This window comes from Pseudomonas sp. W2Jun17, from assembly GCF_023127795.1.
GTDB lineage: Bacteria > Pseudomonadota > Gammaproteobacteria > Pseudomonadales > Pseudomonadaceae > Aquipseudomonas > Aquipseudomonas synxantha_A.
The window spans coordinates 38,967-59,026 of record NZ_SPKO01000008.1 but is presented as its reverse complement, the minus strand read 5'-3'; the positions used below and the strand labels follow the sequence as shown (position 1 = coordinate 59,026).

Genomic DNA, 20,060 nt, shown 5'->3' with positions numbered 1-20,060 from the left:
TTACCCGAGGGGAAACACCATGGGATTCAATTGCGGCATCGTCGGCCTGCCCAACGTCGGCAAATCCACCCTGTTCAACGCCCTGACCAAGTCCGGTATTGCGGCGGAGAACTTCCCCTTCTGCACCATCGAACCCAACAGCGGCATCGTGCCGATGCCGGACCCACGCCTGGAGGCACTGGCAGCGATCGTCAACCCCAAGCGCATCCTGCCGACCACCATGGAATTCGTCGACATCGCGGGCCTGGTCGCTGGCGCATCCAAAGGCGAAGGCCTGGGCAACAAGTTCCTGGCCAACATCCGTGAAACCGATGCCATTGCCCATGTGGTCCGCTGCTTTGAAGACGAGAACGTGATCCACGTCTCCAACAGCGTCGACCCCAAGCGCGACATCGAAATCATTGACCTGGAACTGATCTTCGCCGACCTCGACAGCTGCGAAAAGCAACTGCAGAAAGTCGCGCGTAACGCCAAAGGCGGAGACAAGGACGCAGTGGTCCAGAAAGGCCTGCTGGAGCAGTTGATCGCTCACTTCACCGAAGGCAAGCCGGCACGCAGCCTGATGAAGAGCATGGGCACCGACGAGAAGGCTGTGATCAAGGGCTTCCACCTGCTGACCACCAAGCCTGTGATGTACATCGCCAACGTCGCCGAAGACGGCTTCGAGAACAACCCGCTGCTCGACGTGGTCAAGGCCATTGCCGAGGAAGAAGGCGCCATTGTTGTTCCGGTATGCAACAAGATCGAAGCTGAAATCGCCGAGCTCGATGACGGCGAAGAAAAAGATATGTTTCTTGAGGCCCTGGGCCTTGAAGAGCCTGGCCTGAACCGTGTGATCCGCGCCGGCTACGAGATGCTCAACCTGCAGACCTACTTCACCGCCGGTGTCGAAGAAGTTCGCGCCTGGACCGTCAAGGTTGGCGCTACCGCGCCACAAGCTGCCGGCGTGATCCACACCGACTTCGAAAAGGGCTTCATCCGCGCCGAAGTGATCGCCTACAACGACTTCATTCAGTACAAGGGTGAAGCCGGCACCAAGGAAGCCGGTAAATGGCGCCTGGAAGGCAAGGAATACGTCGTCAAGGATGGCGATGTAATGCACTTCCGTTTTAACGTGTAAGTACAACCCGCGGTATTGACTGCGGGACCAGAAAAAGCCGATGCATTGCATCGGCTTTTTTGTGGGCGAGCGCTTATGAAAAAAGACTTGTATCCCCAAAAAAAACAGACTCTCAGAATATTCCTACTTACCAATCGACCGATTAACCCCGCACTTATTCCTGCGACCAACAAGCCTTAACTTACCATCATTTTCCTACATCACTCCTCCGCTTAAACCTCTCTACACCGAGTGACAACTTTTATAATCTACGCTCTACTGAAATGGCGCTTGCACACCGTATTTGCAACAGTGAAGTAATAGCGAACAGGGAGTATCAATTCATGTCGACCTACGTCCAGAAGGATAATAAAACAGACGTTTCACTCATCGAAGGTCCGGAAATTGAAACCACGCTTAACAACACTGCCGCGCTCAACGTTGACATTCTGTTGCTGGGAGAAACCGGCACCGGAAAAGACACTCTTGCACAGCGGATTCATCGTTTATCGGGGCGACGCGGTAATTTTGTTGCCGTGAACTGTGCGGCAATCCCAGAAAGCCTCGCGGAAAGCCAGTTGTTCGGTGTCAACAGCGGGGCTTATACCGGGGCAATACAATCAAGGGCTGGATTCGTCGAAGCAGCCCACCTGGGTACCCTATACCTGGATGAGATCGACAGCATGCCCCTGAACCTGCAAGCCAAGCTCCTGCGCGTGCTGGAGTGCCGTGGGGTGGAACGCCTGGGCTCGACTCGGCTGATCTCCGTGGACATGCGCGTCATCGCATCAGCCCAGCAGTCGCTGCAAATCATGGTCGAACAAGGCGCCTTCAGGCGTGACCTCTACTTTCGTTTGAATGTGGTCAACATCGAGCTCCCCGCCCTGCGAGATCGGCGCGAACGCATCATCCCGTTGTTTCTGGAAATGGTTCAGGAAGAAGCGGAGCAGTTCAAATGCAGTGCCCCATCGCCTCCTGACAGCCTGCTGCATCAACTGCTCTGTCACTCCTGGCTGGGTAATGTGCGCGAACTACGTTCGACGGCGAAACGGTTCGTCTTGGGCCTCCCGCCGCTCTCAACTCCCGCATGCAGACAGCAACCACTTCAGACGGACCTGAAGACACGCCTCCAACAAATTGAAAAAGCATTGATTGAAGAATCCATGTACCGCCACCACCACTGTGTAGATACCGTAGCAATTGAACTGGGGGTCGCTAAGCGCACGCTGTATTACAGGATGAAACACTTGAAGATATCACTGGCATAAGCTCAATCATTCCTCTCACAGCTAACAAGTAGGCCATAAAAACCCTGTATCGCCAAAGACCTGATCAAACAACCACTCAAGAAAACAATTAGTTACATCGCGACCTGGAAACATCTGGAACGCATTACTAATACGGGCCACACAGTTGTTGCCAGAAGCAAATCTCTGTAACACGTAGATGCTGCCGTGATTTGACCGATGGAAAAATAAAGACCCAAAAAACTCATAGTAGGATTTCTATATGAATGTTGGCGCAGGAAGTGGTACAGGCTCTATACCGCAGACATATTCAGGGAGTATGGATGGAGTTGGAGGCGCGAACGAGGGCTCAGCCGAAGCTATCTTCGAGAAAATGAAGGCTGATGCAATAAAAAATGGCTGGAAGAGTGCTGAAGTAAAAAATATTCAAGCACTGATCCGGTCGGGCTCAGGCCAATAATCGCGAGGTGATCGATTACCTTTCAGGCTTTGCAGCCCGAAAGGTAATCATCCAACCGGCCCGACAGACCATTTTAGTGCTCTAGAGCCGCTGTCCACCCTGAATGAGTAGACACTCCATGCAAATAATAAACGACCGCTTTTCACAGAAAAGCAGCAATACCGAACACGACCGTAAGCCACAGGAACAATCGGCAGGCGGTACGGACGTCAGTTTTTTCACGTCACTGTTCGAAGGTTCCCATCCCACAAGCACAATCTCTGCCAAGCCTGAAGGCTCACTCCTTTTGACAGAAGCATCAAAGCACCTGAGCAACTCAAGAGATGGCTTCGCAAAAATAATCCGCTCAACCAAAAAGGGGATTGATGTTGAGGCCATAGGAAATTACCCACGCGAGTTACATAACGCGCAACTTACAACACAACTGATGGTGAAATGTCTTGCCAAGACAACGCAGTGCATTGACAAGATCAGCAACATGCAGTCTTGAGCATGAATAACTCTCTGCTTGTCGCTTTAGTTTTGAGTATGACTTTTATATTGAGCGGATGTGGTGACCGGGTAGAACTGCATCGCCAACTGTCCGAACAAGAAGCCAATGAGGTTGTAGCCGAATTGGCTGATAAACATATTCGTGCGCAAAAGGTACCGGCCAAAGACGGGGTCGTCGTAACGGTTAATACAAGCGACATCGGGCGCGCCGTACGTACCTTGGAAGCCGCCGGCCTTCCCCGGCTCGCCCGGACCACTATGGGGGATACCTTTCGCAAGGAAGGGGTAATTTCCACCCCTCTGGAAGAGCGTGCCCGCTACATCTATGCCTTATCTCAAGAGCTTGAAACCACGTTATCCAAGATCGACGGTGTGATCGTCGCACGTGTGCATGTGGTATTGCCTGAACGCATAGCGCCAGGAGAGCCGGTCCAACCCGCATCCGCTTCCGTATTCATCAAGCATGATCCACGCCTGGACCCCGACAACATTCGCGCCCGGGTCCGCAGAATGGTGGCGAGCAGTATCCCGGGGATGACCACCGCAGTGGATAACCCGCAAAAACTCACCGTGGTGTTTGTACCGGCCTCCACTTATCAGGAACAACAACGCCTGGTGTATTTCGGCCCCTTCCTGGTGCCCGGCGACGATCTCGGATTCTGGCGAGCCAGCATCATGATCTTGCTGCTCGGTCTGGCTTCGGCCGTGGCAGCCATGATCTTCCTGCAAGCGCGGCGCAAGCGTCCTCATCTGGAGCCCGCGCTTACAGGAAACTCAACGGGGCCAACGCATGGCACCTAGACCCGATCATCTGATGCGTGAGCAACTGGCCTGGGCTCAATGGTGGGCTTTTCCCTGGAAACAGGCCCACGAAGACTGGAGAGGCGACAAGTATCGTGCGATTGAAAGGCTTTTTTATAGCGGTCGGTCAGCGCCAGAAGACCTTACGGGTTTTGTCGCCTGCTTGCCGGCTGCACCTCATGCCACTGTGCTTCGGTTGGCCCTGGCCTCCACGGACCAACTCAACCTGGCGCTGGCATTGGCCAACCACACGTTCAATCCCCAGGCAGCATCACCCTTGAGTGAAGATCATCATGAGTGGTGCATGCGCCTCTCCATGGCGCTGCACCCTTCCATGCTGCCCCCACATTCCGATCCGCTGCGACTACTTCATAGCTGGGTTGAGCCCGCTACCTGGCAGCGCCTTCGATTGCGTTTCCCCCGTACACGTGTGAGCGAGGCTGAAACAGCAGACGCCCCACTCGAAAGTGCGAGCAGCCGATTGAACACCCTCTGGCAGGCCGTCGTCTGGCGCGTCGCAAGCATGGCGAGCGACAACATGCCCCTGTCTCGCAAGGATGAGGAAAGCAGCGATGTTATGCCGACATACTATTGAGTTACGCAAGGACGCGTCCGGTACGCGAGCCAACCTTATCCCGCGCGAAGAGCTAGCCAATTGGGAACAGGCCAACCATCTCTTGAGCCACGCCAATGCCCAGGCCGACGAATTGATACGTATGACCGAAAAAAAATGCGAGGCCATGCTTGAACAAGCCTCACTGGAAATCTGGCAACGCGCCGATGCTCAACTCAAACAATGGGAACGCGACCGTCAATCGATGTGCGACAACCTTGAACACTACGCGACCGCCATCACCAACCAAGCCATTCGCTGTCTGCTCGACGAGACAACTGCCCCGCAACGGCTCGCAGCGCTGTTGAAACAATTGCTGGATAGCCAAGTTCAGGAAGTCAGTGCGACGTTGCTCTGTCATCCCCATGATCTTGAGGAGATAAGACAGGGCCTTGCCCGTCACAAGAGCAGATTCTGGAAGTTAAACGCCGACGACACGGTTCATCCTCAAACACTCGTATTGAAAACAGATGAGGGGGACTTCCGTATCAGCTGGAATGCCATGCTCGACACTTTTTTCAACCAGGGCAAAGAGTACTCGATCGAGATCTAATCCTACGAGCACAGAGACTTTATTTATATTCTCCACTCAGAACTAACTGTTTAAATTCACCCATCAACATAGCTATCAGAGGGAAATCATGGATTTTTTCAAAGAGCTGACTCATTCGATTGCCAGAAATAAAACTTCTACATACAAAGAGTTCAAGTCCGGTTTTGAAGAAAGCCTGGCGGCCGAAGACAGCGAGCGGTTTCACAATTTAGTAACGCGCAGAGAGGTCACCTTTGCGCTTTATAGTGAGCACGGTAAAACAGTCAATCAGATGCTCAAAACAACCATTGAAAGTTTTCAGTAAATGAAAGCGCTCGTGGGTGACTGGTTGAGCGGCAGGGAGGAAAAAATCGCCATATTTGAAGGTGACGACGAAGTCACCTTGCGACGTCAGGGCGACGCCGTTTTATTGGGTGTTCAACTGACCTCAGCGGTGACAGATAACTCAGCCTTGCAAGGCTGGCTGCGCCTGGGTGCTGCCAGCTTGAACCATTTTCAGGGTGCATTGGCTCAAAAAGCTGACACAGGTGCGCTATGGCTGATTCAAAGTCTGCGCACCGACCGTGGTGAAGCCCACGTACTGAATTGCCTCGAGACCCTGCTGAACCAACGTGACACATGGCGCGCCATCGTTGCGCGTCTTGCTCGTCCAGCCCAAAACCTCAAACCCACCCCGCTACGTTCACGCGCGTACTAATCAGAGAACTGTCTATGCCTAACAAGACCCATAAGGGCGGCCGCTTGTGCCTTGACTCGCCTGATGCTTCATTCAAAAGAGCCCATTGGCGGAATGTGTTCCTGTTTTCCTGGCTGCTGGTTTCAACTCAAAGCGCGGTGGCGGCGATCCCCGCCGAATGGAAGAACACCGCCTACGCTTATGAAGCCGAGCATAAGCCAGTCCGGGACGTGCTCGACGACTTCGCCCAAACCTTCGGTACGCAACTGCAAATCGAGGGCCTGCTGGAGGGCACCGTCAACGGCAAGATACGCGCCAATACCCCACAATCCTTGCTCGACCGGCTGGGAGTAGAACATCGCTTCCAATGGTATCTGTACAACAACACACTCTACATCAGCACCCTGGACCAGCAGGAGTCCGCGCGCCTGGAGGTTTCCTCTGAGACCATTGCCGACCTCAAGCAGGCGCTCACTGATATTGGCCTGCTCGATAGTCGCTTCGGCTGGGGTGAGTTGCCCGAGGATGGCGTCGTGCTCGTCTCCGGGCCTCGGCGCTATATCGAACAAATCAAGCAGTTCAGCAGCCAACGCCGCACCGTGGATGAAAAACAGACGGTGCTGAGCTTCCCGCTGAAGTTCGCCAATGCCGCTGATCGTCAAGTGGATTACCGCGGCCAGAAGCTGACCATTGCCGGTGTTTCCAGCATTGTGCAAGGGCTGCTGGAGCCCCGTTCAAATCCGATCTCCTCGGTGCTGAGCCAGCGCCCTTCCTCACAGCCCTCGCCTATTGCGCCGAATGTTCCCCGCTTGAGCAATCCCATGCTGGGGCAGATACTCGGTACAAACAGCAACACCATGCCATTGGATATTGGCGCCACACTCCCCCCGCGTGCACCGATACCCAGCAGCCGGATTCGCGTCGAAGCCGACATTCGCAATAACGCAGTCCTGATCTATGACCTGCCAGAGCGCCAGGCCATGTACCGCGAGTTGATCGCTCAACTCGATGTGGCGCGCAAACTGGTGGAGATCGACACGATCATTCTGGATATCGAGCGTACGCAGTTGGATGAGTTCGGCGTGAACTGGGGGTTTCAGAACAGCCGGTTCCGTGCAGGTTCGTCATCCCAACAGTTGTCGCTTGAGAATCGCGAACGTTTCTATGCCGACATACGCGCCCTGGAAGCCAAGGGGCTGGCGACGATGGTTTCCAACCCGTCCGTGCTCACCCTGGAAAACCAGCCGGCGGTGATCGACTTCAACCGCACTCAATACCTGACACCTGGTCGGCAGAACGCAACCATCTTGCCGGTCACCGTGGGGACCAGCGTTCAGGTCATACCCCGCGTCATCACCAGCCGCGGCAGCCATCAGATTCACTTGGTCGTGGATATCGAGGACGGCACGTTCGACGAATCCAACCCCAACCGTAACCTCAGGGACCTGGATGTTCGCCGCGGTAACGTCAGCACCCAGGCCGTCATGGCGGAAAAGCGCTCTATGGTTGTAGGCGGCTTCCACGTCACGGAAAGCACCGACAGGCAAAGCAAGGTGCCACTGCTGGGTGATATCCCGTTGCTGGGCAAGGCGCTGTTCTCTTCCAGCGAAAGGCAGAACAATCGGCGGGAACGCCTGTTTATCATCACGCCGCGCGTCATCGGCGACCAGGCCGATCCGTCTCGCTATTTACCCCAGGCAGATCAGGCCCAATTGCAGGCGGCGCTGGCACCGCTGGCCAGGCGTAACGCCCCTCACCAGCCGGTGATCAAGCGTAGCGACGTGATCAGTACCCTGGCGCACCTGGTGACTGGGCAAGTGCCCAAGGCCTTCAAGTTGGCGCCAATGCCCGTGGGGTTGAACACGCTGTGCAGCACCCGCGACCTGCTCGCACTGAGTACCGAGCGCAGCCAATGGTATGCAGGCCCTGAGTACAACGTTGCAGTCGTAGTACTACGCAACCAGTTCAACCGCAATGTGCGCATCGATGAAAAAGAATGCAGCAACTCGCAAACGCTTGCCGTCACCGTGTGGCCACACGCCTGGTTGAAACCGGGAGAGGAAGCCGAGGTATTTATTGCCATGCGTCCGGTGGTGAAGGATGAACACCTCAGCGTACCGCGCCCCACCTTGATTACGCCATCTCAAAAGGTCCGCCCATGAAACATCAATTGTTGTGCGTCACTCTGATCGGTACGGCGCTGCTTGTCAGCGCTTGCACCCCCACGTGCAAAGGCGACTCCTGCTCACGTCCCCAATCGACCGCACAAAAGATGGTGATCTGGTGGCCATCTCACATGCGCGTCGAGCCCGGCCCTTCCGGGGAGCGAGCGGATTACCAGACGATATCGCTGGAACGATGAGCATCAAGGAAATACCCGACGAACCACGCCAGGTATTTCTGGAGAACCTGGTGAGCGGCGCTGCCACTCACCAGGTTCTCACTCGCGGCATCGAGGTGCGCGCGCTCAACGCGGGTAATTACCCTGGACTGGCCTTGCACATCATTCGCGAAGCGTTGCAAGCCGGGCAACTACAACGCGTATTGCAGCGCCGCTTTGAGCAGGCACAGGTGTTTGATGGCTGTTTTATCTATCTCGATACCCAGGGCGCCTTGGTGATCTGGCACGCATTGCCCACCTCCCACTGCAATCCGGGCAGGATCCTCAGCAGGATGCTCTCGCTGGCCAATCTCAGCGCTCTGGACCCAGGCTCCAGTCGCTGATCAGCGCTGATCAAGCTCAGGCAATTCCAGCGTTTCGCGCTTGGCTTCGTCATCCAGCTCGCGCAAGGTGCGGTAGATCAACGCTACGGCCTGCAAGGTCTCGCGAGGAATGCTTGCACCCAGCTGCTTGGTATAGATCGTGCGGGCCAGCCACACACATTGAATCACCGGGACCTCGGCGACCTTTGCGCGCGCGATCAGTTTTCGCGCTTCGTCGTCCGTGCCCTTGCTGATCAGCAGGGGCAAAGGCGTCTCGCCTGGGCGGTAGTACAGCGCGACTGCAAAGTGCGTCGGGTTGACCACCAACATGTCGGCTTCTTCCAGCTTGGGCAGCTTGACCTTCGGCTCCTCTTGCGCCAATTCCTGCGCCAACTGGCGGCGCTGGCCTTTCACATGCGGGTCGCCCTCCATGTCCTTGTACTCTTTGACGACCTCAACCTGTGTCATGCGCATACGCTTGGCGAAGAAGTGCTTTTGCAAAGTCAGATCGATCAGCGCCAACACCAGCAACAGCCCCAGGCAGGCATGCAGCAGGTGACGGAACAACGCGATCAGCGCCAGCAGATAGCTCTGCAGGTCGCTGTTGGCAAGGTTAATCAACGCCCCCAACGCGGGCCAGACCACCACGTACACAATCAGGCCCAGTAGGAACGCTTTGGCGATGCTCATCAGCAGATTCATTAACGACTGGGCAGAGAACATCTGCTTGATCTGGCTGATAGGGTTGAGGCGATTGAAATCCATCTTCAGCGTGTCCGGCGCGAACAGCAGGCCGAACTGCATCCAACTGGCAATCAGCTTCGCGGCAATCGCAAGCCCGGCCATCAACAGAGAGAACGAGAAAAACATCACCAGGCCCTCCACCAGCACTTCTTCCAGCACCCGCGCAAACGGCTGGCCCAAGCGTGATATCGGCAACACCAGCAGTTGCTGAAAGCGTTGCAAGCTGGTTTCGGCAGTGAACAAAGCGACCTCACTGATAGCCGTCAGCGCCAGCAGCTTGCTCACATCCTGGCTCTGCGCAACCTGACCTTTCTTACGTTGGTCACGCAGCTTCTTGGCGGACGCCGGATGCTTTTTTTCCCCCGAATCACTCACGGCGCCGAGACCTTGAACAAAAGCCCCAGGTAGTGCTTAAGGTCACCCAGCTGGCTCATACGCCCGACAATAAGATCCTGTAACAGTGCGAAGTACAGCAACAAAATACCGATTCCCGCCAGGCACTTGACCGGCGGAGCCAAGGTACTCACTTGCAATTGCTGGCTGTAGACCCCCAGTAACGCGATACCGAACTCCAACAGCAACAGCACGGCAATAAAGGGCGCGGCATAAAGCATCATGTGCATGAATGTGTCACTGAGCAGCCCAACAAATACGCTCATGCCATTAGCTGCTGGAAGCGGAAACCACACGGTGGGTGGCCAGATCAGGTAACTGTCCCAGATCACCTGGGTGAGCGCGCCCAACCCCAGCATGGCCATCAGCAAGTAAATCGCCAGTTGCTTGAACATGTGCCCGATCGGCGTCGCGTCCGGCCCCAGTGACGGGTTAAGTTGGCCACCGGCCAAGGCTCCACGCTGGTTGTCCAGCAGCGCTCCCACCGACTCGAACATCCAGAACGGCATCGCCAACAACACCACCAGCAGCAACCCCAACGCTACCTCCTTGAGCATCAGCGCACCGAGCATCAATGCTGAATAGTCCTGCCCTGCCAAAGCAGCATGAATACCTGGAGCGGGCAACAACGCCATGACCATCACGATGGTGTGCCGGGGCAGGCCGCGCACATGTTGAAAACAAAACGCCGCTACCAGGATGCCACAGGGGTAGATACGCGCCATGCCGATCAACAGGCTGGGGAGATACTCAAGATAAAGCAGCACAGGCAACGCCTTAGTTCAGGGCCGAACGGCCGATCATTTCAAACGTCAGGTTGATCAGCTGGATCAACTCCACGCCAATCCATCGGCCCGTGAGGATCAATGTGACACCCACCGCCACTAGCTTGATACCAAAGGGTAATGTCTGGTCCTGGATCTGCATCAGCGCTTGTACCAAAGAGGTCAGCACCCCCACCACCACCGCCACGATCAGCGGCGGTGCAGACAGTACAACCACCAGCAATATGCCCTGCTTGAACAGCACGATAGGTTCCATACGCCACTCAGAGATAGGAAAGGAACAGACTGTCGAGCAACCGCGACCAGCCAGACACCAGCACAAACAGCAGCAGCTTGAGCGGCAGGGAAATGGTCATCGGCGAGACCATCTGCATACCCAACGCCAGCAACAGGTTGGAAACAATAAGGTCGATCACAATGAAGGGAATGTAGATCAGGAAACCGATCTCGAACCCCGCCTGCAATTGCGAAAGCACAAAGGCCGGGATCAGCAGGATAAGATCCTCACGCTGTACCTCCTGAGCCATTTTCGCAGGCCACAGACGTGCGGTATTGTCCAGCAGATGGGTCAGCACATCCGGGTCCACATTACGCAACATGAATGCACGCAAGGGGTTGATGGCCTCATTGCCGGTATGCAGAAACGTTTGCACGTTGCTCATGTCCAGAGGCGACGCCTTGATATTCTCGGCGATTTCGTACCCCACCGGCGCCATGATGAACAAGGTAGCCGCCAGAGCGATTCCGTTGATGGCCATGCTCGGAGGTACTTGCTGTACGCCGATGGCATTGCGGGTAATCATCAGCACAATCACGATTTTCAAGAAGGCTGTGCAGACCACCAACAGCATGGGCATCAACGACAGCGCGCCCAGAAATATCGCCAGGACGATCGGGTCCAGCCCTTGAAGTATCATCGACCGAACACCACTCGGGACAACTGCAACCCAAGGCGCCCGTCAACTTCCACCAACTGCCCCTGGCCGATGGGCCGATCGCCATAAAACAGACCCGCCATGCCTGGGGCAAAGCCGGTAATGCCCAGTACCGAGCCGGGCACGAGGTTACGCAACTCCCCCAGGGTCAGGTTCAGTGTTCCGCAGCGTACGCTCAGCGTCATGCTCAATTCATCGAACGGCTCGGGGCCGAATACGTCCATTACGGGTTCATCGTCTTCATGCCCCGAGTGATGAGGTACATCTAAATCTTCGTCCACAGACACGTCCTCGATAGAAGTAAGAGTGAAACGTAACCACCCGGTGTCATCGTCAATGCCGCCATGCAGGCGCTCTCTGCCGACCGACACATAGCCGCTGCCCCGGGCCTGGAAAAAGGTCTGTTCAAGCACCAGCACATCGCCAGCTCGCAGACTGCCGGCCTGTACAATCGGTAACCGCAACCGCCCAAGGGTCACGGCAATTGCCAGTTGAAACGACAACGGCAGCGGCGCAGCCGTGGCCCGCCAGGCCCCCGCCTCGTACAACGCCAAAAAGCTTTCGGGGCTCAACCACACATAACCCTCAACCCACGATGCCCCCAGGGTCACGGTGAGGCGACAGCCAAAGCCTTTTGGTCGCCCGGTGTGTAGCAATCGCACATAACCCAACAGCGCTCGCACTTCGGGGCTCAGGTAATACTGAAACAACGTCCAGAACCAGGAATCCGGTTCGTTGTCGGCCCCTGCAAGGGTCACCGGACATTCACCCAGCAGGCTAAGCAACGGCCCCGCCTTAGCGAGCGCCAGCACACCGCACTGCGTGTCGAAGCACACCACGTCACCGCCAACAGGCGCACGTCCAGGCTCAAGCCGCAATTCACCGGCCTGACCCGCAACATGGAACGGCAGGTACAGGCCGCGGCCCAGCTGGCGGCGCGCGGCAACCCCGTCGCTCTTGATCGAAGGTAATGTCAGTAGCGGTACGATCATGGGTTGCCGACGCTTGGCAGAAGCAGGCTGACCGGCAGACCCAGCGCTTGCGTAAAACGGTCCTCACACTGTTGCCGTACGCCGCTGAGCCAGCGGGCCGTGGCGTCGTGTTCCGCTTCCAATTCAATGGCCCAGCCGCTCTGCTCTCGGCGCACGCTGGCGTTGATCCGTCCCAGGCGTGGCAAGTACAACACTGCCTGCAACGGCCACTGCGAACCGGCCAACACACGAGGCGTCAGTTGTTCGGCCAGCGCCTCGATCATGGCAATACCGGCCGCAGATTTTTTTCGCGACAAGGAGGCGCTCGTCCCTGCGCCCTCCCCATCACCCGCAAACAACCGCGTAAACAGTCGCCCTTGTTCCCACGCAACCATGCCCGCTGCTCCCGAGTCACGCTCTTCGCGGGGCTCACGCAGGGGGGGTCGTTCGGTGGGTTTATTCGCAACCTGGGTCATGTCGGCTCCTGTGCAAGCAAAAGTGATAGCTCCTGTAACTTTTCCACCTGCCGCAGGCATTCGGTGGCTTGCCTCTGGGCACTGCCAACGTGGTGTTCCTTTTCTTGCCGTTGGTTGCGCAGCGCCTCAAGCTGCCCCTCTTCGCGCTGGGTACTGGCGGATAAGGAGCGCTCCTGTGCGTTCCAGGATTTCAGGCCCGCCAAGGTCAAGAGCTGGCCCTGGTGCTGACTGAGCAACTCAGCACTTTGCCGGGCTTGCTCCTGCCGAGTGTGTTCAAGTGCATCCTGGGCCTGCTGGATATGCGCGAGCAGGGCCTGCTGCGCACGCTTGGCCTCACGCAGGGCACGTTCGGCACGATCAGCCCTGTGCCTGCGCAGGCAACGCAGCATCTGCACTTCACCGTGCAGCACATCAGAAGGGGACATAGGTCGTCAGCTCCTTGAGTTGCTCCAGCGTGACGGCCATCGGTGTCGGCTCACGCAAATCCTGGCGCAGGAAACCGTCCACCGCCTGGCGACTGTTCACGGCCAGGTCCGTCAACGCATCGCTGCCAGGCTGGTACTCGCCCAGCTTGAGCATCAACTCGATCTGCTGGTACGCCGATAACAACCGTCGCAACGCCGTGCCCGCCTGAATATCCTCTGGCGCCGCAACGTTGCTCAATATTCGTGAAAGGCTCGCCAACACATCCACCGCCGGATAGTGCCCACGCTCAGCCAATTTGCGCGACAGCACGATATGGCCGTCGAGCAATGAACGTACTTCATCGGCCACCGGATCGTTCATGGAGTCCTGCTCAATCAGCACTGTGTAGATCGCTGTGATCACGCCGTCACGGGTCAACCCGGCGCGCTCCACCAAGCGCGGCAGCAAGCTGTACACCGAAGGCGGCAGGCCTCCGCGCCCCAGGGGTTCGCCGGCAGCCAGGCCGATTTCACGCTGGGCCCTGGCGAAACGGGTCAGGGAATCGATCAGCAGCAACACCCGCTGGCCCTTGCGCCGAAAACCTTCAGCCAGTGCCGTGGCGGTAAAAGCGGCGCGGGCACGCTCCATGCTGGAGCGATCAGACGTGGCACACACCAGTACCGCTTTAGAGCGCAGTTGCTCATCGAGTTCATGGTCGAGAAACTCACGCAGCTCGCGCCCCCGCTCGCCGATCAAGCCGAACACGATGACATCGCATTCGACGTTACGGGCGATCTCGGCCAACAAGGTGGTTTTGCCACAACCGGCCCCAGCGAACAGACCGACACGCTGGCCTTCACCGAGCGTCATCAATCCATCGATGGACCGCACCCCGGTGGCCAACGCACGGTTGATACGCGGCCGCTCGGTGGGCAAGGGCGCTTCACATAACACCGGGCTGGTATCCGGCAGTTCGGATTCGACAAATGCGCTGGCACCCTGGCCCGTAATCGGCCTTCCGAAACCGTCCAGAACCTGGCCCAGGAGCGCCTCGCTGACTTGCACTCTATGCGACACGCCCAGGCGCTCGACAGGCGCCCCCACGCGCACGCCTTCCAGGTTCCCAAGGGCACTGAGCACCGCATCCTGCTGATCAAAACCAATGATTTCAGCGAGCATGCAGTCACCCGGACCTTTTTCCACCTGGCACAAATCACCGATACGCGCCTGAGGCAGCCGGCACTGCAGCAGCATGCCGTTGACGCGCTGGATTCGCCCGCGCATGGACACCGGCGCAAAGCTGCCGAGCGCCTGGGCCTGGCGTTGCTGCCAGGCGTCCAGACGCGCTTGCTCGGAGGTACTCACCAGTGCACCTCGTAACGCTGTGCGCCATCAAAAACCACTTTGCTGTTGTCGATCAGCACCAGGCGCAAGCCGTCCACCTGATCCCCCAAAAAGAGCCGGCTACCCTCTTCCAGAACCACATGACCGTTAGGTCCGCCGACAATTTGCACGATCCTGAACGGCAAGGCGTCATCTCGCACACGTACACGACTGATCACCGGCACCATACTGTCGAATTGCTCACCAAAGCGGCTGAGCATCCGCGACACCAGCTCCACATCGTCCTGGGAAACATCGCCGTTGAGCACGACTTGACCGTTGATGACTTGCAGGTCGATCCGTTGGCTCAGCTCACGCTCGCCGAGCATTTTCAACAACTGCTGACGCACATCAAACGGTGAGGCCAATTCGTGTTTGCCAATCACCGATGGCATCAGGGAAGCCTGCGCGTCATGCTCCCCTGTCGAAACCATGCCCACCACTGCGATGACTACCGCCACCACCAGCATCAGGCTGATCAACCGCTTTTGCTGCGAGGGTGATATCGACGATAACGGCAGTGTCTGCACAGGTTGTTCCGGTGATGGCAATGCCGCAGATACCGGGGCCTCAGGCACAGGCTCAGGCCATGGATGATCTGCCAAGGCGACGCACAATCTCACGCTACCCACCAGAAAGGGCACGTTCAACGCCAGGCTCGGGATCTGCGCCAGGGCCTGGCCATCAGCCCCGTACACCAACTGCGCCTGGGCCTGCACCGACCAGTTAACGTCGCAAAACTGCAGCAGGGCATGATGCTCGGCGACCCCTGGATCGCTCAGCACCAGGTCAGCGTCCGGCTGGGCACCGATGCTCCATCGCTCGCCGAACAACGGCAACGCAGCGCCCTGGCGCAGCCCATCAAGCACGCGTAACTCATACATCATCGAGCCCTCCTTCGTACTGTCCATGGCTGCGAAATCATGCCGCTGCGCCACGCATCAATGCTTCCTGACCGAGGTCAATGCGCCCCAACACCTTGACCTTGGATGCGCTCCCCAACTCAGCGAAAGACAGCACCGGTACATGGTTGAACTCTTCGAGCAATAGAGTCCGCAAGGGGCTGCGCAAGTCCTGCGCCACCAACATCACGCTTTTGCTCTTGGCCCTCAAGGTAAAGGCCTGATTGAGCAGGTTGATAAACGCCGCGCTGTGATCCTGGTCCAACGCAAAGAACACCCCGGTCTGGGTTTGGCGCAGGGCTTCGCGCAGGATGTTTTCGCTTTGCGCAGACAACAGCCAGGCGTGCAGGCCGTCGGCCTCGCTGTACTGGTGATAGATCTGCGCCTTGAGAGCAATGCGTGCATAGTCGGCCAGGGCTTCCGGCTCACGCTCATGCTGTCCGTACTCGATCAGCGATTCGACAATCAGGCGCACCGCCCGCAGGGGGACACCTTCACTGGCCAGGCGCTGCAACACCGCAGAAAAACGCGACAGCGGCATGATGCGCTGCAGTTCCTGCACCAGTTCCGGCTGATTATGCTCAAGCCAACTCAGGATCGACTTGCTCTCCTGAATCCCCAGGAACTGTGGCCCGCTGAGCATCATCGCCTTGCGCATACGCTCCAGGATCAGGCTCGTGGCGGTGAAGCGCTCCAGTTGCGGATCATCAAGCAGCGGATCGTCAGGGGCCAACCAGAGCCAATCCTGTTCATCGCGCTCAGCCAACCCGGCGATGGCGTGCTCTGGCTCAACCTCAAGCGCCATGCGCTCAACGGCCATATGATTGACCACTGACGCCCTGACCATGGGAACTTCATGCACACAAAAGCGCATCTCATCGGGAGCCAGGGAGTCATCGAGCTCGACTTCGAACGGCGGCAATGTCAGGCCAATATTGGCGACCAGCGAATTTCGCGCCTGGCGAATCCCGTGAATCAGATTCGTCACTTCAGGCGTGCCACGCAGAACAGGGGAAAACTGCAACAGGTAAGGGCGCGACGGGTCAAAGCCGCGCAAGTCCTCTTTACCGTTCTCTTCAGGGCGAACGACTTCGGCGGCCTCGTTGGAAGGCCCTGCCTGGTGTTGACGCTGGCGCACCAGGTAGTAACCCACGCTGCCGGTGATCAGCGCGATCAGGATAAATACCAGGGTAGGCATGCCAGGGACCGCGGCAAACGCAAGCATTCCCACCGAGGCAATCACCCAACTCTTGGGCTCGCTGGTCATTTGCCGGGCAATTTCGACGCCCATGTTACTGACGCCTTTGCGTCCATCCGGCGCAACACGGGTGATGATCATGCCCGCAGTCAAAGAGATCAGCAGCGCCGGAATCTGTGCAATCAGGCCATCGCCGATCGTCAGTACCGAATACAACGCCATCGAATCGCCTGCGCTCAAGCCGTGCTGGAACATTCCTGTGGAGAAGCCGCCCAACAGGTTGACCACGACGATGATCAAGCCGGCGATAGCGTCGCCCTTGACGAACTTCATGGCCCCATCCATGGCCCCGAACAGTTGGCTCTCACGCGACAACTGCTCACGCTTGTCCCTCGCTTGCATGCCGTCAATCAGCCCTGCACGCAGATCGCTATCGATAGACATCTGTTTGCCCGGCATCGCATCCAGGCTGAACCGCGCCGCCACCTCGGCGACCCGCTCCGAGCCCTTGGTGATCACCAGGAAGTTGACCAGGGTCAGGATCAGAAAGATCACCATCCCTACCGCCAGGTTTCCCCCCACCACGAAATTGCCGAAGGCCTCGACGATGTCACCGGCGTCCTGTTCCAGCAGGATCAAGCGCGTGGTCGCAATCGACAGCGCCAAACGAAACATGGTGGTCAGCAACAGGATCGATGGGAACGATGAGAACGCCAGAGGGCCTGGTAGATAAAGCGCCAGTACGATCAACAGGCAAGATATGCAGATATTGAGCGCAATCAGAATATCTACCAGCCAGGTCGGCAGTGGCACGATAAAGATAAAGACAATGGCCATGACCACCACGGCGCCCAGCACTTCTGCGCGCTGTGCCACTTTGAGCAGCAAGCCGTTGATGGTCGACAGCAGGGTCACGTCATAACCCCGGCCAACTCAGGAAAACGCTGGGTACCACCGTCGATCCGGTTCAGCTCGTCCATCACCGCTACAAACCTGAACAAGGTTTCCTCGCGGACTCTACTGTCAGACCATAAGGCCAACGGTAACTGCCGGATAAGAGGGTAAAGCGCGTTGAGAGCGGCCAGTTGCCTGGAGGGTGATCCACTCCCCATCTCATTCCCCAACCGCAGGATTTCATCGGCGGCGATGCCGCTATCGGCGTATCCAAGCAGGCGCTGCAGCAGGGAAACGGCGTCATGATCGATGCCCAGTCGCAGGTTGAACGCCAGGCAATCGGCCAATACGGTGCCCAACTGCCCGCAACTTCGCAGGCCCAGCAGCACAGAACGCAACAGTGGGGTGGGCATCGATGACACCCGGGCCGCGATATCGTCTGCCAAGGCTTTACGCATCACATTGAGCCCTTCATAGAAGCGCTCGCCGCCGTATACGCCCAGCAGGGCTTGCATCATGGTCGCCAGCGATTGGCGCGTGACCACGCTGGCATAGTAGAGCGCGCGGAGCGCCTGGCGTTCCTGCGGGTCCGCGCCGGCTGCTTGCAATGCTACGGCAATGTTCAGGCCAGCCTGGATTTCTCCCTTGAAACGCGCCTCGAATTTGGCAATGGCTGCACGGGCCAAGGCAGCCTCGGATTTACGCAGTTCAGCGTCCGCCTGGCCTGCCACGTGCTTGAGGACCACGAACGCACGCGCCGGGTCGCCGCCTGTGAGGTCGAGCAATTTGTCGACGCTGGCGTTTTGCAGTAACTGCATCCTGATGCGGCGAGAAACCGAGGCCATGCTCGCCTGGGCCGGATGCCCCAACTGGTCATAAAGCTGCACCAGTTGTTCCGCAGCAGGCACGCGCTGGGCCATCTGCCGCTGGGCCAGCGGAAGTTTATTGAGCTCTACTTCCTGATTGAACAGTTGGGCCAGTTCATCAACACCCTTCGCAGGCGCAGGCACGGCAGTATTGCTGATAACAGGTTGATCCAGGCGTTGGACCGTTGGCACATCGTTGCGCGATTCGACTTTCATGGACAGGCCAGTTCAGGAAGAGTGTGTCTCTGTGTGGCAAAGCCTACCCATACGGTTCCATTGAAATTCGAGACGACGGCACGTTTGAAAATACTTGCACGGACCTCTAATCCTCACGTGCAAAAGCCTGCGTAAAAAAGCATCAATTCAAGATATTTATATATATAAATTAAGTAGTTACGTGATTTTTTCTGTTTGGCACAAGCAGTGCAATCGGGTTCCTGTCGATACGTTTCGACTGCGTCTACCTTAAGGAAAAAATCATGAATATTCCTATTGAAGCCTTAGTTCACCTTGGTGGCAATTCGCCTCAATTCATGCTTCATCTGACAGACGATCAACAGAAAAAGCTTCGCCGCTTTATTCATAAACGCGTGCTTAACCCGGAAGATGCGGATGATCTTTTGCAATTGACCTACCTGGAAGCCTGGCGTAATCGCGAACGTTTCAGCGGCACCGCAACGCTCAGCACCTGGATGTGTGGCATCGCGCAGAACCTGATCCGCAATCACTTTCGGCGCCTGTACGCCAAACCCGCACATTGCGAATTCGATGAGTCGCTGTGGCATGGCCAGGAAGACACCCACAGTCTGGATTGGGAGTTTGAGATCAACCGGCGCCTGGAAAATACCCTGAGCGCTATCGATCACTTGCCGACCGAGATGCGCAAGACGCTGTACGCTTCACTGGAAACCGACGGTAGCTATCAGGACACCGCCGACGTACTGGACATCCCTATCGGCACCGTGCGCTCGCGCCTGTCACGGGCACGCGAACAGCTCAAGCGCGTGACCCACACCCCCCTGCATCGCTAAGCTGAATTAGCCGGGCAAGCGTTGGGCGACAGGGATATCTGCCCAACACTGTCAGACTTGGCCTGATAGACGCCAATGCTCTGCATCTGCCCCCCGCTACAGAGCGCATCCGCCAGCGAGCCTCCCTGCCGCCTGTCACCCAAAGCAGCGTTTTCGGTTAAACGGTTGAAAGCGTAGAAAAAAACTCAACAAAAAGACTTGACGCATTGCCGTTCCGAGCGAATAATGCGCGCCACTTGGCTACATAGCTCAGTTGGTTAGAGCATAGCATTCATAATGCTGGGGTCCGGGGTTCAAGTCCCTGTGTAGCCACCAAGTACTAAAAACGGCTTACCGAAAGGTAGGCCGTTTTTTTGTGCGCGTAAAAAACTCCCCAACTGTATTTTGACGCCCCCCACCCCCACTGTTAGTGTCCAGCCTCCCTAAAATGCGG

At 57.2% G+C, this 20,060-nt stretch carries 24 protein-coding genes and 1 tRNA gene; 14 read left to right on the top strand and 11 right to left on the bottom strand.

Annotation, left to right across the window (positions count from 1 at the left end; translation table 11 throughout):
- Nucleotides 1–19: 19 nt before the first annotated feature.
- The 12 genes from ychF to E4O98_RS06945 all read left to right on the top strand — a co-directional run bounded on the left by ychF (nucleotide 20) and on the right by E4O98_RS06945 (nucleotide 8,665).
- Nucleotides 20–1,120 (top strand): redox-regulated ATPase YchF, encoded by a 1,101-nt coding sequence (ychF, locus tag E4O98_RS07000; protein WP_005784608.1) that lies wholly within the window; start codon nucleotides 20–22, stop codon nucleotides 1,118–1,120.
- Nucleotides 1,121–1,443: 323 nt separating this feature from the next.
- A complete protein-coding gene (locus E4O98_RS06995) occupies nucleotides 1,444–2,367 on the top strand; it encodes a sigma 54-interacting transcriptional regulator (RefSeq protein ID WP_032878007.1) in 924 nt (307 codons plus the stop codon).
- A 241-nt stretch (nucleotides 2,368–2,608) separates the two neighbouring features.
- Nucleotides 2,609–2,806 carry a type III secretion protein gene (locus E4O98_RS06990; protein ID WP_081883306.1) on the top strand — a complete coding sequence of 66 codons (198 nt, stop codon included), beginning with the start codon at nucleotides 2,609–2,611 and terminating at the stop codon, nucleotides 2,804–2,806.
- A gap of 118 nt (nucleotides 2,807–2,924) precedes the next feature.
- Nucleotides 2,925–3,296, top strand: a complete 372-nt coding sequence (locus E4O98_RS06985; RefSeq protein ID WP_032878008.1) for a hypothetical protein — start codon at nucleotides 2,925–2,927, stop codon at nucleotides 3,294–3,296.
- 2 nt (nucleotides 3,297–3,298) lie between these two features.
- Nucleotides 3,299–4,099 carry a type III secretion inner membrane ring lipoprotein SctJ gene (sctJ, locus tag E4O98_RS06980; RefSeq protein WP_005784601.1) on the top strand — a complete coding sequence of 267 codons (801 nt, stop codon included), beginning with the start codon at nucleotides 3,299–3,301 and terminating at the stop codon, nucleotides 4,097–4,099.
- A gap of 13 nt (nucleotides 4,100–4,112) precedes the next feature.
- On the top strand, nucleotides 4,113–4,694 hold the full coding sequence (locus E4O98_RS06975; RefSeq protein WP_228309320.1) for a type III secretion protein: 582 nt from the start codon (nucleotides 4,113–4,115) through the stop codon (nucleotides 4,692–4,694).
- On the top strand, nucleotides 4,672–5,265 hold the full coding sequence (gene sctL, locus E4O98_RS06970; protein WP_032878011.1) for a type III secretion system stator protein SctL: 594 nt from the start codon (nucleotides 4,672–4,674) through the stop codon (nucleotides 5,263–5,265). Before E4O98_RS06975 ends, sctL begins: the two co-directional genes overlap by 23 nt.
- Before the next feature lie 88 nt (nucleotides 5,266–5,353).
- Entirely contained in the window at nucleotides 5,354–5,569 is a 216-nt protein-coding gene (locus E4O98_RS06965) for a hypothetical protein (protein ID WP_032878012.1), read from the top strand.
- The gene (locus E4O98_RS06960; protein ID WP_078820233.1) at nucleotides 5,570–5,962 is read left to right on the top strand and encodes a type III secretion protein; all 393 of its coding nucleotides are present in this window, start codon (nucleotides 5,570–5,572) and stop codon (nucleotides 5,960–5,962) included. It abuts the gene before it with no gap.
- Between the two features lie 14 nt (nucleotides 5,963–5,976).
- Nucleotides 5,977–8,103, top strand: coding sequence for a type III secretion system outer membrane ring subunit SctC (gene sctC / locus E4O98_RS06955; protein ID WP_032878014.1), 2,127 nt, complete (start codon nucleotides 5,977–5,979; stop codon nucleotides 8,101–8,103).
- Nucleotides 8,100–8,303, top strand: a complete 204-nt coding sequence (hrpT, locus tag E4O98_RS06950) for an HrpT family type III secretion system protein (RefSeq protein ID WP_081883307.1) — start codon at nucleotides 8,100–8,102, stop codon at nucleotides 8,301–8,303. The genes sctC and hrpT overlap by 4 nt, the downstream gene beginning before the upstream one ends.
- Entirely contained in the window at nucleotides 8,300–8,665 is a 366-nt protein-coding gene (locus tag E4O98_RS06945; RefSeq protein WP_248134524.1) for a transcriptional regulator, read from the top strand. The genes hrpT and E4O98_RS06945 overlap by 4 nt, the downstream gene beginning before the upstream one ends.
- Here E4O98_RS06945 and sctU read toward each other — a convergent pair whose 3' ends face one another.
- From sctU to E4O98_RS06890, 11 genes are read right to left on the bottom strand one after another with little or no spacing between them, the layout of a single operon-like run.
- Nucleotides 8,666–9,763 (bottom strand): type III secretion system export apparatus subunit SctU, encoded by a 1,098-nt coding sequence (sctU, locus tag E4O98_RS06940; protein WP_032878016.1) that lies wholly within the window; start codon nucleotides 9,761–9,763, stop codon nucleotides 8,666–8,668.
- The gene (sctT, locus tag E4O98_RS06935; protein WP_248134522.1) at nucleotides 9,760–10,548 is read right to left on the bottom strand and encodes a type III secretion system export apparatus subunit SctT; all 789 of its coding nucleotides are present in this window, start codon (nucleotides 10,546–10,548) and stop codon (nucleotides 9,760–9,762) included. The genes sctU and sctT overlap by 4 nt, the downstream gene beginning before the upstream one ends.
- 10 nt (nucleotides 10,549–10,558) lie before the next feature.
- A complete protein-coding gene (gene sctS / locus E4O98_RS06930; protein ID WP_248134520.1) occupies nucleotides 10,559–10,822 on the bottom strand; it encodes a type III secretion system export apparatus subunit SctS in 264 nt (87 codons plus the stop codon).
- A 7-nt stretch (nucleotides 10,823–10,829) separates the two neighbouring features.
- A complete protein-coding gene (gene sctR, locus E4O98_RS06925; protein ID WP_078820229.1) occupies nucleotides 10,830–11,483 on the bottom strand; it encodes a type III secretion system export apparatus subunit SctR in 654 nt (217 codons plus the stop codon).
- Nucleotides 11,480–12,493 carry a FliM/FliN family flagellar motor switch protein gene (locus tag E4O98_RS06920; protein ID WP_032878020.1) on the bottom strand — a complete coding sequence of 338 codons (1,014 nt, stop codon included), beginning with the start codon at nucleotides 12,491–12,493 and terminating at the stop codon, nucleotides 11,480–11,482. Before E4O98_RS06920 ends, sctR begins: the two co-directional genes overlap by 4 nt.
- The gene (locus E4O98_RS06915; protein WP_078820228.1) at nucleotides 12,490–12,948 is read right to left on the bottom strand and encodes a type III secretion system HrpP C-terminal domain-containing protein; all 459 of its coding nucleotides are present in this window, start codon (nucleotides 12,946–12,948) and stop codon (nucleotides 12,490–12,492) included. Before E4O98_RS06915 ends, E4O98_RS06920 begins: the two co-directional genes overlap by 4 nt.
- Nucleotides 12,945–13,373 carry a YscO family type III secretion system apparatus protein gene (locus E4O98_RS06910; protein ID WP_032878023.1) on the bottom strand — a complete coding sequence of 143 codons (429 nt, stop codon included), beginning with the start codon at nucleotides 13,371–13,373 and terminating at the stop codon, nucleotides 12,945–12,947. The genes E4O98_RS06915 and E4O98_RS06910 overlap by 4 nt, the downstream gene beginning before the upstream one ends.
- On the bottom strand, nucleotides 13,360–14,718 hold the full coding sequence (locus tag E4O98_RS06905) for a FliI/YscN family ATPase (RefSeq protein WP_005784571.1): 1,359 nt from the start codon (nucleotides 14,716–14,718) through the stop codon (nucleotides 13,360–13,362). Before E4O98_RS06905 ends, E4O98_RS06910 begins: the two co-directional genes overlap by 14 nt.
- On the bottom strand, nucleotides 14,715–15,620 hold the full coding sequence (locus E4O98_RS06900) for an FHA domain-containing protein (protein ID WP_032881120.1): 906 nt from the start codon (nucleotides 15,618–15,620) through the stop codon (nucleotides 14,715–14,717). The genes E4O98_RS06905 and E4O98_RS06900 overlap by 4 nt, the downstream gene beginning before the upstream one ends.
- A gap of 37 nt (nucleotides 15,621–15,657) precedes the next feature.
- Complete coding sequence (sctV, locus tag E4O98_RS06895; RefSeq protein ID WP_032878025.1) at nucleotides 15,658–17,751, bottom strand: type III secretion system export apparatus subunit SctV; 2,094 nt, start codon at nucleotides 17,749–17,751, stop codon at nucleotides 15,658–15,660.
- A complete protein-coding gene (locus tag E4O98_RS06890) occupies nucleotides 17,748–18,812 on the bottom strand; it encodes a TyeA family type III secretion system gatekeeper subunit (protein ID WP_078820226.1) in 1,065 nt (354 codons plus the stop codon). Before E4O98_RS06890 ends, sctV begins: the two co-directional genes overlap by 4 nt.
- A gap of 263 nt (nucleotides 18,813–19,075) precedes the next feature.
- On the opposite strand from E4O98_RS06890, the gene E4O98_RS06885 reads away from it, so the two are divergent.
- Together E4O98_RS06885 and E4O98_RS06880 are read left to right on the top strand one after the other, a co-directional pair.
- Nucleotides 19,076–19,627, top strand: a complete 552-nt coding sequence (locus E4O98_RS06885; protein WP_078820225.1) for an RNA polymerase sigma factor — start codon at nucleotides 19,076–19,078, stop codon at nucleotides 19,625–19,627.
- 238 nt (nucleotides 19,628–19,865) lie between these two features.
- A tRNA-Met gene (locus E4O98_RS06880) sits at nucleotides 19,866–19,942 on the top strand.
- Nucleotides 19,943–20,060: the final 118 nt, after the last annotated feature.